Origin of the sequence: Prevotella sp. CAG:255, from assembly GCF_000431195.1 — a bacterium.
In the GTDB taxonomy this organism is placed as follows: domain Bacteria; phylum Bacteroidota; class Bacteroidia; order Bacteroidales; family Bacteroidaceae; genus Prevotella; species Prevotella rara.
The window spans coordinates 159,251-172,574 of record NZ_HF986862.1 but is presented as its reverse complement, the minus strand read 5'-3'; the positions used below and the strand labels follow the sequence as shown (position 1 = coordinate 172,574).

10 protein-coding genes are annotated in these 13,324 nt (G+C 53.5%); 8 read left to right on the top strand and 2 right to left on the bottom strand.

Annotation, left to right across the window (positions count from 1 at the left end; translation table 11 throughout):
• The 6 genes from QVO66_RS13375 to QVO66_RS13350 all read left to right on the top strand — a co-directional run.
• Positions 1–712: topoisomerase C-terminal repeat-containing protein (locus QVO66_RS13375; RefSeq protein ID WP_288172906.1), on the top strand; the 712-nt coding region annotated here is incomplete at its 5' end.
• Between the two features lie 5 nt (positions 713–717).
• Complete coding sequence (locus QVO66_RS13370; RefSeq protein ID WP_021856010.1) at positions 718–1,245, top strand: shikimate kinase; 528 nt, start codon at positions 718–720, stop codon at positions 1,243–1,245.
• Positions 1,246–1,259: 14 nt separating this feature from the next.
• Positions 1,260–3,152: a biosynthetic arginine decarboxylase gene (speA, locus tag QVO66_RS13365; protein ID WP_021856009.1), complete on the top strand. Its 1,893-nt coding sequence runs from the start codon at positions 1,260–1,262 to the stop codon at positions 3,150–3,152.
• A gap of 108 nt (positions 3,153–3,260) precedes the next feature.
• A complete protein-coding gene (gene argB, locus QVO66_RS13360; RefSeq protein WP_288172919.1) occupies positions 3,261–4,034 on the top strand; it encodes an acetylglutamate kinase in 774 nt (257 codons plus the stop codon).
• 278 nt (positions 4,035–4,312) lie between these two features.
• Positions 4,313–4,825: an RNA polymerase sigma factor gene (locus QVO66_RS13355; RefSeq protein WP_021856007.1), complete on the top strand. Its 513-nt coding sequence runs from the start codon at positions 4,313–4,315 to the stop codon at positions 4,823–4,825.
• On the top strand, positions 4,815–5,282 hold the full coding sequence (locus tag QVO66_RS13350; protein WP_053397786.1) for a hypothetical protein: 468 nt from the start codon (positions 4,815–4,817) through the stop codon (positions 5,280–5,282). The genes QVO66_RS13355 and QVO66_RS13350 overlap by 11 nt, the downstream gene beginning before the upstream one ends.
• Before the next feature lie 440 nt (positions 5,283–5,722).
• Here the strand turns inward: QVO66_RS13350 and QVO66_RS13345 are convergent, their stop codons facing one another.
• Together QVO66_RS13345 and pnp are read right to left on the bottom strand one after the other, a co-directional pair.
• Positions 5,723–6,367 carry a DKNYY domain-containing protein gene (locus tag QVO66_RS13345; protein WP_021856005.1) on the bottom strand — a complete coding sequence of 215 codons (645 nt, stop codon included), beginning with the start codon at positions 6,365–6,367 and terminating at the stop codon, positions 5,723–5,725.
• A 455-nt stretch (positions 6,368–6,822) separates the two neighbouring features.
• Positions 6,823–9,144: a polyribonucleotide nucleotidyltransferase gene (pnp, locus tag QVO66_RS13340; protein WP_021856004.1), complete on the bottom strand. Its 2,322-nt coding sequence runs from the start codon at positions 9,142–9,144 to the stop codon at positions 6,823–6,825.
• 530 nt (positions 9,145–9,674) lie between these two features.
• On the opposite strand from pnp, the gene QVO66_RS13335 reads away from it, so the two are divergent.
• Positions 9,675–10,877, top strand: a complete 1,203-nt coding sequence (locus tag QVO66_RS13335; RefSeq protein ID WP_021856003.1) for a clostripain-related cysteine peptidase — start codon at positions 9,675–9,677, stop codon at positions 10,875–10,877.
• A gap of 143 nt (positions 10,878–11,020) precedes the next feature.
• Positions 11,021–13,087, top strand: coding sequence for a methionine--tRNA ligase (gene metG, locus QVO66_RS13330; protein WP_370798908.1), 2,067 nt, complete (start codon positions 11,021–11,023; stop codon positions 13,085–13,087).
• The last annotated feature ends 237 nt before the right edge of the window (positions 13,088–13,324 follow it).

Sequence of the window (13,324 nt, the reverse complement as noted above, 5' to 3'; positions counted from 1 at the left end):
GCTGAAATACTTCCCGACGATCATGGACTACAACTTCACGGCCAAGGTGGAACAGCAGTTCGACACCATTGCCGAGGGCAAGTCGCAGTGGACATCCATGATAAAGAACTTCTACAAAGACTTCGAGCCTACCGTAGAGCAGACCATGAACACGCGCGAGGAGCACAAGGCCGGAGAGCGCGAGCTGGGCATCGACCCCGCAAGCGGCAAGCCCGTGTTCGTTAAGATTGGCCGCTTCGGTCCCGTCGTTCAGATAGGCAAGGCCGAGGACGAGGAGAAGCCGCGCTTCGCACAGATGCCGTCGGACAAGAGCATCGAGACCATAACTCTCGAAGAGGCGCTCGAGCTGTTCAAGCTGCCGCGCACGCTAGGCGAGTTCGAAGGCTCGCCCGTCATTATAGGCGCAGGCCGCTTCGGCCCCTACGTCATGCACGCCAAGAAGTATGTTTCGCTGCCCAAGAACGAGAATCCGCTGACCGTTACGCTCGCCACGGCCATACAGCTCATAGAGAGCAAGCGCCAGCAGGAGACGCAGCGCCACATCAAGGCCTTTGAAGAAGAGCCAAAGCTCGAGGTGATGAACGGCCGCTACGGCCCTTACCTGGCCTACGACGGCAAGAACTACCGCCTGCCGAAGAACCTTCATGACAAGGCCGCAGAGCTGTCGCTCGAGGAATGTATGGAAATCATAAACACATCAAAGAAGAAATAACGCCGATGACAAGAATCCTTATCATTGGATATATGGGTGCCGGCAAGACCACCCTGGGCAAGGTGCTGGCCAAAGACCTCGGCCTGCAGTTCTACGACCTCGACTGGTATATCGAGGGCCGCATGCACAAGACGGTGGCACAGATATTTGCCGAGCGCGGCGAGGAAGGCTTCAGGACGATAGAGCGCAACATGCTCCATGAGGTGGCCGAGTTTGAGGACGTCGTGATAAGCTGCGGCGGAGGCACGCCCTGTTTCTACGACAACATGCAGTATATGAATGCGCAGGGCGACACAGTCTATCTGAAAGCCTCTCCCGAAGTGCTCAGCGCACACCTCAAGATGGGCAAGACGGAGCGCCCGCTCCTTAAGGGCAAGACTCCCGAAGAGCTGCGCGACTTCATCACCTGCCAGCTTGCCGCCCGCGAACAGTACTATACACAGGCCCGACACGTGTTCAACGTCGAGGTGCTTGACAGTTATGATAAAATACAAACATCCGTAACTAATCTGCGGACATTGCTTAATATTTAAATTTTACAGCCCTGATGAAAAAATGGACCATTGAAGACTCTAACGAGCTCTATAACATGAGCGGTTGGGGAACATCCTATTTTGGTATTAACGAAAAAGGCGACGTGTATGTCACTCCGTGCAAGGACGACACACAGATTGACCTTCACGACGTCATGGACGAACTCTCGCTGCGCGACATCACACCGCCAGTGCTGCTGCGTTTTCCCGACATTCTCGACAACAGAATCGAGAAGACATGGAGCTGCTTTAAAAAAGCTTCAGACGAATACGGGTTTACAGGAGAAAACTTCATTATATATCCCATCAAGGTTAACCAGATGCAGCCGGTCGTTGAGGAGATTATCAGCCACGGACGGAAGTTCAACCTCGGACTCGAGGCAGGCAGCAAGCCCGAGCTCCACGCCGTCATAGCCGTGCAGTGTCAGAGCGACTCGCTCATAATCTGCAACGGATACAAGGACCAGAGCTACATAGAGCTGGCTCTGCTGGCACAGAAGATGGGCAAGCGCATATTCATCGTGGTCGAGAAGCTCAACGAACTTGAGATTATAGCCAAGGCCGCCAAGAAGCTCAACGTAAGGCCTAACCTCGGCATACGCATCAAGCTTGCCTCGTCAGGAAGCGGCAAGTGGGAGGAGAGCGGCGGCGACGCAAGCAAGTTCGGACTGACAAGCTCTGAGCTGCTCAAGGCCCTCGAGATTCTCGAAAAGAAGGAGATGAAAGACTGCCTGCGCCTTATCCACTTCCACATCGGCAGCCAGATAACAAAGATACGCCGCATACAGACAGCCCTTAGAGAGGCTTCGCAGTTCTACATACAGCTGCACAAGATGGGCTATAACGTTGACTTCGTTGACTGCGGAGGCGGACTTGGCGTCGACTACGACGGCACACGCTCGCCCAACAGCGAGAGCAGTGTCAACTACTCTATACAGGAATACGTCAACGACTGTATCTACACCTTCGTTGAGGCTGCCAACCGCAACGGCATTCAGCATCCTAACATCATAACAGAGAGCGGCCGCTCGCTGTCGGCTCACCACTCAGTGCTCGTCATCGACGTGCTCGAGACTGCTTCATTGCCGGAGATGGACGACGAGTTTGAGCCGGGCGAGGCATCTCATCCGCTCGTAAAGGACCTATATGATATATGGGACAACCTTAACCCGCGCACCATGCTCGAAGACTGGCACGACGCCGAGCAGATACGCGACGAGGCGCTCGACCTGTTCAGTCACGGCATAGTAGATCTTCAGACACGCGCCGAGATAGAGCGTATGTACTGGAGCGTGTGCCGCGAAATTAACTCTCTGGCAAAGAGTCTGAAGCATACGCCTGAGGAACTGAAGAACCTCGACAAGATACTTGCCGACAAGTACTTCTGCAACTTCTCGCTCTTCCAGTCGCTGCCCGACGCCTGGGCAGTCGACCAGCTGTTCCCGATCGTGCCGCTGCAGAGGCTCAATGAGCGTCCAACACGCAGCGCAACGCTGCAGGATATCACTTGCGACAGCGACGGAAAGATAACCAACTTCGTCACCAACCGCAACATCTCGCATATCCTTCCGGTACACACCCTGCGCAAGAACGAGCCTTATTATCTCGGCGTGTTCCTCGTTGGAGCTTATCAGGAGATACTCGGCGACATGCACAACCTGTTCGGTGACACCAACGCCGCACACATAACGGTGAAGGACGGACGCTATCACATCGACCAGATATTCGACGGCGAGACCGTTGAGGAAGTGCTCAACTACGTTCAGTACAACCCGAAGAAACTGGTAAGGCAGCTTGAAGTATGGGTTACAAAGAGCGTCAAGCAAGGCAAGATTTCGCTCGAGGAGGGCAAGGAGTTCCTGTCTAACTATCGCTCAGGACTCTACGGATACACTTATCTCGAATAAAATAACAGAGCAGAGAGCCGATGCCATGGTGTCGGCTCTTGTTTTTATTACAGGCGCAGACGCTCACATGCCGTGCAGTAGGATGCGCCATTGCTGTAAGATAATATGATGAAAGAGAAGATAACAGTAGTGAAAGTAGGCGGAGCCGTTGTTGAAGACGAGGCTCGCCTTAGCCGTCTGCTCAGCGACTTCAGCGCCATTGAGGGCCGCAAGGTGCTCGTTCACGGCGGCGGTCGCCGCGCCACGGCCGTTGCCTCACGCCTCGGCATAGCGAGCAAGATGGTCAACGGTCGCCGCATAACCGACCGCGACATGCTCGAAGTGGTTACGATGGTCTACGGCGGACTGGTCAACAAGAACCTTGTTGCGCGCCTTCAGGCCAACGGCGTTGACGCCATCGGACTTACAGGTGCCGACATCGACGTGATACGCTCTCACAAGCGCCCCGTTAAGGACGTCGATTATGGCTTTGTAGGTGATGTTGACCGTGTGGACGGACATAAGCTCCGCACGCTCATAGAGGCAGGAATAACGCCCGTGATGGCGCCCCTGACGCACGACGGCAACGGCAACATACTAAACACCAACGCCGACACCATAGCCGCAGAGACGGCAAAGGCGCTGGCAGAACATTACGACGTAACGCTCATCTTCAGCTTCGAGAAGAAGGGAGTGCTCAGCAATCCCGGCGACGAAGACAGCGTGATACCGCTCATAACCCGTGCCGACTTTGAGCGTTATGTGGCCGACGGCACCGTGGCAGGAGGCATGCTGCCCAAGCTCGAGAATGCCTTTGAGGCCATAAGTGCCGGAGTTTCGCGCGTCAACATCACCCTTGCCACCGCCATCGACGGCCGTCACGGCACGATGATAACGGAGTAGGGCATGCAGTTAGCACTGCAGATAAAGAAGATTTTGAGAGAAACAGAGCAACATTTAGCATAAAGTCATGCTATGATTTGCGAGACATTGAATTATGTCCGAATGCGCCCGGCAACAGCACCGGCAGCAGGGCATTGCGCACCACAAGGCAGTCTGCGGGCACATACCACCCGGCAGAGACTGCAGTCTCTTAATAGCAAATAAACGTTAAAATAGAAAAAAGACCGCATCAGTTTGTAACTTTCGGTCTGTTGAATCGTCATTTAAATAGAGAGCAGATGAAAAATATCAGTTTCCGTAACGATGTTTTGCCGTTGAAGAACGTGCTCTACCGCCTCGCCTTGCGCATAACGCTCAACAAAGAGGAGGCTGAAGACATCGTACAGGACACGCTGATGAAGGTCTGGAACAGGCGCGACAGCTTGCAGAACGTTGACTCGATAGAGGCTTTCAGCCTTACGATATGCCGCAACTTGTCGCTCGACAGAATGAAAAGGGCCGGAAACGACAGCCAGCCGATAGGCGATGAGGAGATAGGCTCGGCCGATACGGCCTCTGATCCTTATGAAAGGATGATACAGAAAGACCGCGTCGAACTGGTGAAACGCATCGTTGACAGCCTGCCCGAGAAGCAAAGAAGCTGCATGCAGCTGCGCGACTTCGAGGGGAAAAGCTACAAAGAGATTGCCACTGTTCTCGGTCTGAGCGAGGAGCAAGTGAAGGTTAACATCTTCAGAGCCCGCCAGGCGGTTAAACAAAAATATAAAGAATATGAAGGATATGGACTATAAATACATAGAACAGCTATTGGAACGCTACTGGAAGTGCGAGACAAGCCTCGAGGAGGAGCACATCCTGCGCACGTTCTTCAGACAGAAAGACGTGCCGGAGAGCCTTCGCCAGTACAGAGACTTGTTCTGCTATGAGCACGAGGAGAAGGAGACCGACGTGCTCGGAAGCGACTTCGACGCCAAGATGCTGGCTATGGTCGACGAGCCGGAACCCGTGAAGGCCGTTACGATAAGCCTCAGACAGCGCTTCATGCCGCTGCTCAAGGCAGCCGCATCGGTGGCTATAGTCCTTGCACTGGGCAATGTGGCTCAGGTGATGTTCAACGAAGGCGGACAGCCCGAACCGGCTGTGGCAGGCTTTCAGAAGACTCACAACGGTCCTTCGGTGGCTATGAGCGACTCGGCAAAGACCGACTCGATGAAGCAGGCTTCGGCCGCAACCACCATCTTAAAGTAAGACATATTTCGATGCTTTCTCAATAAATCATGTTTAGTAAAACAAAAAAACGAAACTGTGAAGTTTCAATTCTCTCAAATTTTTCATAACATACTAACGTAAAGAAAAGGAGCCGTTATCTGACAAGAGATAACGGCTCCAGTTGTTTTTACCAAAATCTGTCATTACATTGTATATCTTTCAATGCTGCAATCAGACTGATGTCTTCATCCGTCTGACAGTCATCTGTTGTCGCCCTGCCGTCTGTCTTTATCTTGACTCCGTCTGTTATAAATGCTGAAAAGCATGCGGCGAGAGGCTCTTTATAGAGCGGCAATCATGCAGAATGATAATGAGCGGTTTGCGAGAAATAAACGTTTCGTTGCTGACTTTGCGGCCGGCCTTTGCTGTTTGGTCTCTTTCCGGCCGCGCGTCGTTGTATTGATGTCCTTTTAGCAAGGCTATATCTTATTCCCCTTATAATACGTACTGAAGTTGTCTTTGGCGTATCCGTTGTCGAGAACGACGAAACTTGACGCCGTAGCCCCGTCAATTTTCTTCCCTTTATAGAACACTCTGAAGCTGTCTTTGGCATATCCGCGGCCAAGCAGGGTGAAGCTCGACGCCGTGGCATCGTCGATTCTCTGTCCTTTGTAGAACACTCTGAAGCTGTCTTTTGTATATCCTTCGCCGAGCAGGGTGAAGCTCGACGCCGTTGCTACGTCCATCTTCTGCCCCTTGTAGAACACCTTGAAGCTGTCTTTGGCATATCCGCAGCCGAGCAGGGTGAAGCTCGACGCCGTTGCGCCGTCTATCTTTTGTCCCTTGTAGAACACCCTGAAGTTGTCTTTGGCGTAGCCTTCGCCGATGACGCTGAAGCTTGATGCCGTGGCACCTTCAACCACCTGACCGCGGTAATACACCTTGAAGTTGCTTACAAGATAGTCGTTGTTGCTGTTATGATGCCTTCTTTTTGCGTGTGAGCCGTTGTCGCAGGCGTTGCAGTGATGTGTACCGTAGCAGTCGGATTGCGGGCACTGAGCGAACGAAACAGAGCCTGCTGCCAATGTAAGGATGAGTGTCAGGGTTGCTGTAAGTATCTTCATAATGTTAAGCTTTAAATGATTTCCCGTTTTATTTATATAGACGTATTTAACGATGAAGGTTTATCTCGTTAATGTATTTTATGCTTTCTGGCAGCCTTTGTTGCTGATTTAACCCAAACCGCCGTTAGAAATACATGCTTTCTTCTTGCCTGATAATAACGGCTTTTATAGGAAATATCAGACCGTATGCCATGCGGCTGATCATAAGAACAATAGCTTGCTTGCTGCCTGAATGTGAAAATCTCTAACGCCCGGTTTGTGCTTGCTGCCTGCCGGCGCGTCCGTCATACATGGCCGGGGCGTAGTTATTAGGCCTTTATACGGCGGTTTATGCCGCCGTGCAGCGCGTTTCGACCATGTCTCCGAGCCTTTGTCAGCCTATGCAGATGATAATAAAAATGGCGGCAATGTGAAAGTTGCCGCCATTAATTATAGTCTTAATGAGATAATCTCAATTAGTCGTTGTTGTGGTCAAGACTGTCGTTGAAGTCTTTGGGCTCTCTCGGTGCCAAAGGATCGTGGAAGTCGTTGTTGTTGCTGCGGTGCTCAAAACGGCGCTGTTCGCGGTTGTTCTGGCGCTCTCCGCGCTCCGGTCTCTGACGGCGCTCGGGTCTCGGGCGGCGCTCGCGCTCAACATATCCTTCGGGTTTCGGTATCAGCACGCGGTGAGAAAGCTTATACTTGCCTGTCTTCTGGTCGATGTCCATCAGCTTGACGGTGATTTTGTCGCCCTCTTTCAGTCCGGCTTCCTCAACAGTCTCGAGGCGCTTCCAGTCTATTTCAGAGATGTGCAGCAGTCCGTCCTTGCCCGGCATGATTTCAACGAAGCATCCGTAAGGCATTACAGAGCGTATTGTTCCGTCGTAAACCTCGCCTACTTCGGGTATTGCCACGATGGCCTTTATCTTAGAGATGGCTGCAGTGATGCTCTCCTTGTTAGGCGCACTTACCTGCACTTTGCCCTTTCCGTCGATTTCGTCGATGGTGATAACGGCTCCAGACTCTTCCTGTATCTGCTGTATGATCTTTCCGCCCGGGCCTATTACGGCTCCGATGAACTCCTTCGGAATGTCGAATGCCTCGATGCGCGGTACCTGCGGCTTCAGTTCGGCGCGCGGTTCTGCTATAGTGTCGGTCAGCTTGCCGAGGATGTATTCGCGTCCGCGCTTAGCCTGCATAAGAGCCTTTTCGAGAATCTCGAAGCTCAGTCCGTCGCACTTGATATCCATCTGTGTTGCTGTCAGACCGTCTTTTGTACCGGTTGTCTTGAAGTCCATGTCGCCCAGGTGGTCTTCATCGCCGAGGATGTCGCTCAGCACGGCATACTTGTCTTCGCCCGGGTTCTTGATAAGACCCATTGCGATACCGCTCACGGGCTTCTTCATCGGAACGCCGGCGTCCATCAGTGCCAGTGTGCCTGCGCATACTGTAGCCATTGAAGAAGAGCCGTTGCTCTCAAGAATCTGAGATACCAGACGTACTGTGTAGGGGAATTCCTCAGGAATCTGGCCCTTGAGCGCACGCCATGCCAGGTGGCCGTGGCCTATCTCGCGGCGTCCTACGCCTCTCTGAGCCTTAGCCTCGCCCGTACAGAACGGCGGGAAGTTATAGTGGAGAAGGAAGCGCTGGTAGCTCTTGTTGAGCACGTCGTCAACCATCTTCTCGTCGAGTTTTGTTCCGAGAGTACATGTAGTGAGGCTCTGAGTCTCGCCACGTGTGAAGATAGAGCTTCCGTGAGGCATTGGCAGCGGGCTCACCTCGCACCATATCGGGCGTATCTCCTCGGTTGTACGGCCGTCGAGACGCTTGCCCTCGTCGAGGATGCAGCGGCGCATTGCGTCGCGCTCAACGTCGTGGTAGTAGCGGTCGATGAGAGCGTTCTTCTCCTCGAGCTCGTCTTCTGTCAGCTCGGTGTGTGCTGCGGCATAAGCCTCTGCAAAGTCGGTCTTGATCTTGTCGAAGGCCTCTTCGCGTGCCTTCTTGTCGTGGTCGCCGGCTTCAGCTATGGCGTAGCACTTGTCGTAGGTCTCTTTTCTGAGCTGTTCGCGCAGCTCCTCGTCGTTCACCTCGTGGCAGTATTCGCGCTTCACGTCGGTGCCGAGTTCCTTCATGAGCTCCTCCTGCAGAACGCACATGGGGCGTATAGCCTCCTGAGCGGCCTTGAGGGCTCCGAGCAGGTCTTGCTCTGAAACCTCGTTCATCTCGCCTTCAACCATCATGATGTTCTCCTTAGAGGCACCAACCATGATGTCCATGTCGGCGTTTTTCATCTGCTCGAATGTCGGATCAATAACGTATTCGCCGTTGATGCGTGCTACGCGCACTTCAGAGATAGGACATTCAAACGGAATATCTGAGCATGCCAGGGCACATGAGGCTGCGAAGCCTGCCAGTGCGTCGGGCTGGTCGACACCGTCGGCAGAGAAAAGAATTACATTAACGTAAACCTCTGCATGGAAGTCTGACGGGAAGAGGGGGCGCAACGCACGGTCTACCAAACGGCATGTAAGGATTTCGTTATCGGTTGCTTTGCCTTCGCGCTTGGTGAATCCGCCCGGGAAGCGTCCGGCTGCGGCATACTGTTCTCTGTACTCAACCTGCAAAGGCATGAAATCTGTTCCGGGAACTGCATCTTTTGCGGCACAAACAGTGGCCAGAAGGACGGTGTTGCCCATACGGAGCATACAAGAGCCGTCGGCCTGTTTTGCCACTTTCCCGGTTTCAATGCTGATGGTTCTGCCATCAGGCAGTGAAACTGTTTTCGTAATTACGTTCATCTAATAAAAAAACTTCTTGTTTTATAACATCTTCAAAAAAATCTCAACAAAGGTAGGTAAAAGTGCATAAATAAACGAATAAAAACCGAATTATTTTCTTTTTTTATGATTATGTGTGATGTTTTGACTTATGCCTGCTTGCAGGGCGTTTTCCAAAAGGTGGCCTTTTAGCCTCCGAAAGGGCACCTTTTGCATGCTGAAAGACCACCTTTTGCAGCCTGAAAGATGCCCTTTTGCAACGCGTTGATTGTCAGTGTGTTATGCCGCCTGTGTCTTGCCGTCTTACAGGCGGCCTGTCCGCGGTTTGGCCCCGCACCTGCTCCCGCTTCAGCGCCCCCCCTGCCATTGCTTCGCGGCGGCTTGCCGGCAGGCACGGGACCCGGGGTGGGGGATAAACTAAAAAAATGGAGGTTAAAGTCCTGATAATCAAATTTTTTTATTAGTTTTGCAACCGTTGCGGCCGCTGTTGCCTGCTTGCGGCAGGATGACCGGCGGCGAGCCCGTTTATTTAACCCCAAAAACATCGAGATATGAAACAATATTCAGCCTTGCAGTTTATTCGCCGAGTTATGCTTATGATGCTTGTGGCATTGGCCCTGACGGGCTTGTCGTCGTGCCACGACGACGAAGACGCGCCGGAGGTTAAACCCGAGCAGCGCACGCTGTTCATGTATTTCCCGTGGTCGACCAACCTTACCGACTACTTCTACGACAACATCCTTGCCATGGAAGAGGCCATCGCCAAGACCGGACTCGACAACGAGCGCGTGATAGTGTTCATATCAACAAGCTCATCAGAGGCCGAGATGTTCGAGATAACCTGCAACGGCGGAAAATGCACCCGCACCGAGCTGAAGACCTACGACAACCCCTCGCTCACCACGGCTGCCGGCATATCGGGCATACTAAGCGACATGAAGACCTTTGCCCCGGCCGACGTCTACGCCATGACCATAGGCTGCCACGGCATGGGATGGCTGCCCGTTGAGAGCAAATACAAGGCCAAGGGGCAGGCGCCTGCCTTCGTGCCGCATTACAGCGCCGACAAGGGCTACGCCATGACGCGCTACTTCGGCGGCGTTACGAGCGACGACCAGACAGACATATCAACGCTGGCCGACGCCATATCCGACGCCGGACTGAAAATGGAGTTCATACTCTTTGACGACTGCTACATGTCGTCGGTCGAGGTGGCTTACGACCTGCGCCACGTAACCGGCCACATCATAGCCTGCCCTACGGAGATAATGGCCTACGGAATGCCCTATGCCGAGATAGGCGCAAGTCTGCTCGGAGAGCCCGACTATAAGGCCATAGCCGACGGATTCTATGAATTCTATTCCAACTACGACTATCCCTACGGCACGCTCGGCATAACCGACTGCAGCCAGCTCGACGCCCTGGCAGAGATCATGAAGCTGATAAACAGCCGCTACGAGTTCGACAGTTTGCAGCTCTACAGCCTGCAGCGCATGGACGGATACACGCCCGTGCTGTTCTTCGACTTCGGCGACTACGTTGAGCATCTTTGTCCCGACGAGGCCCTGCTCGTCGAGTTCAAGGCCCGCCTGGCCCGCGCCGTGCCCTATGCCGTGCACACCGAGCAGTATTATTCGTCATACAGGGGAGCCGTCGACATAAACACCTATTCGGGCATCACCACCTCGGAGCCGAGCACCCACTCGCTTGCCGCCGACGTGGTTGACACCAACTGGTATAAGGCCACCCACTGACACCGCCTGTGCCTGCCGCCGACGGCAGCCATGAGCCGCGCCGAAGCAGCTGCGCAAGGCCTTCGAGGGGCTACATTCCACGAAAAAAGCGTTTTCGTTTTGTAGTCCGCCCGATTTATATTAACTTTGCCGTTCAAAAGGAAATAAAGTATTATTTACACTATATGGAAGATAAACATTTCAAGCGCACCACCGTAACCGCCGCCCTGCCTTACGCCAACGGCGGAGTGCACATCGGCCACCTGGCCGGAGTTTATGTGCCGGCAGACATCTATGTGCGCTATCTCAGACTTAAGAAACAAGACGTTAGATTCATCTGCGGAAGCGACGAGCACGGAGTGCCCATCACCATCCGCGCAAAAAAAGAAGGCATAACGCCGCAGCAGGTTGTAGACCGCTATCACGCAATGATAAAGAAGAGCTTTGCCGACTTCGGCATCTCGTTCGACATCTACAGCCGCACAACCTCTGACACACACTCAAAGGTTGCGTCAGACTTCTTCAAGAAGCTCTACGAAGAAGGCAAGCTCATCGAGAAAACCTCAATGCAGTATTACGACGAGGAGGCACATCAGTTCCTCGCCGACCGCTACATAACGGGCGAATGTCCTCACTGCCACAACCCGAAGGCCTATGGCGACCAGTGTGAGAAGTGCGGATCAGACCTCGACCCTACAGAACTCATCAATCCCAAGAGCGCCATCAGCGGCTCGCAGCCCGTGCTGAAGGAGACCAAAAACTGGTATCTGCCGCTCAATGAGTATCAGGACTGGCTCAAGCAGTGGATACTCGAGGGACACAAGGAGTGGCGTCCCAACGTCTACGGACAGTGCAAGTCATGGCTCGACCTCGACCTGCAGCCGCGTGCCATGACCCGCGACCTCGACTGGGGTATACCCGTTCCCGTTGAAGGAGCTGAGGGCAAGGTGCTCTATGTATGGTTCGACGCCCCGATAGGCTACATCTCAAACACCCAGGAACTCATGCCCGAGGACTGGGAGAAGTGGTGGAAAGACCCCGAGACACGCCTCGTTCACTTCATCGGTAAGGACAACATCGTGTTCCACTGCATCGTGTTCCCCACAATGCTTAAGGCTCACGGAGGCTACATCCTGCCCGACAACGTACCTGCAAACGAGTTCCTCAACCTCGAGAACGACAAGATATCTACATCACGCAACTGGGCGGTATGGCTTCATGAATACCTCGAGGAGCTGCCCGGCAAGCAGGACGTGCTGCGCTATGTGCTCACCGCCAACGCGCCCGAGACAAAGGACAACAACTTCACATGGAAAGACTTCCAGGAGCGCAACAACAGCGAACTGGTGGGCATCTACGGCAACTTCGTAAACCGTGCGCTGCAGCTCACCAAGAAATACTGGAACGGCGTAGTGCCTGCCTGCGGCGAACTGCAGGACATCGACAAGCAGACCATCGAGGAGTTTAAGGACGTCAAGGCCAACGTTGAGCATCTGCTCGACAACTTCAAGTTCCGCGATGCCCTCAAGGAGGCAATGAACCTTGCACGCATCGGCAACAAGTACATAGCCGACTGCGAGCCTTGGAAGGTTGCAAAGACCGACATGAAGCGCGTGGAGACTATCCTCAACATATCTCTCCAGCTCGTTGCCAACCTGGCAATAGCCTTCGAGCCGTTCCTGCCTTTCAGCAGCGCAAAGCTCCGCAAGATGATAAACATCGACCAGTTCGACTGGAATCAGCTCGGCTCTACCGACCTTCTCGAGGCCGGACATCAGCTTGCTGAGCCCGAACTGCTCTTCGAGAAGATAGAGGACGACGTCATAGAGTTCCAGCTCAAGAAGCTCGAGGAGACCAAGAAGGCCAACGAGGCTGCCAACTACAAGGCCAAGGAGATTAAGCCTAACATACCTTTCGAGGACTTTGAGAAGCTCGACATACGCGTAGGTTTCATCAAGGCATGCGAGAAAGTGAAGAAAGCCGACAAGCTGCTCAAGTTCACTATCGACGACGGAAGCGGTCAGGACCGCACCATCGTCAGCGGCATTGCCAAGTTCTACAAGCCCGAAGACCTCGTGGGCAAGCGTGTCTGCTTCATCGCCAACCTTGCTCCGCGCAAACTGAAGGGCATCGAGAGCCAGGGCATGATACTCTCTGCTGAGGACTTCGACGGCTCTCTGAGCGTCATTACAACCTCTGCCGACGTTAAGCCGGGCAGCCAGGTGTGCTGATGCATTGGGCATAACGCCGTGCGGGCGGCCCTCGGGCACGCTGCGGCAGGGCTGACATTGCCTTACGGAAGACAACGTTATAGCATATAAAATATAACCGGATAATATAAAGACGCATGCTCCATGATGCTGGTGCATGCGTCTTTTATTTTTATGAATGCCGCCGCCGGAGGCCGCCGGTCATGCCTCTCAGGCGTCAATACATGCCCTGACATAACTTATTATGCCGCTATTGTG

Bases quoted from the DNA above. Each gene is read 5' to 3' on its own strand.
- QVO66_RS13370 (WP_021856010.1), top strand. From the start codon at position 718: ATGACAAGAATCCTTATCATTGGATATATGGGTGCCGGCAAGACCACC.
- pnp (WP_021856004.1), bottom strand. From the start codon at position 9,144: ATGAACGTAATTACGAAAACAGTTTCACTGCCTGATGGCAGAACCATC.
- QVO66_RS13335 (WP_021856003.1), top strand. From the start codon at position 9,675: ATGAAACAATATTCAGCCTTGCAGTTTATTCGCCGAGTTATGCTTATG.
- QVO66_RS13355 (WP_021856007.1), top strand. From the start codon at position 4,313: ATGAAAAATATCAGTTTCCGTAACGATGTTTTGCCGTTGAAGAACGTG.
- argB (WP_288172919.1), top strand. From the start codon at position 3,261: ATGAAAGAGAAGATAACAGTAGTGAAAGTAGGCGGAGCCGTTGTTGAA.
- QVO66_RS13350 (WP_053397786.1), top strand. From the start codon at position 4,815: ATGGACTATAAATACATAGAACAGCTATTGGAACGCTACTGGAAGTGC.
- speA (WP_021856009.1), top strand. From the start codon at position 1,260: ATGAAAAAATGGACCATTGAAGACTCTAACGAGCTCTATAACATGAGC.
- QVO66_RS13345 (WP_021856005.1), bottom strand. From the start codon at position 6,367: ATGAAGATACTTACAGCAACCCTGACACTCATCCTTACATTGGCAGCA.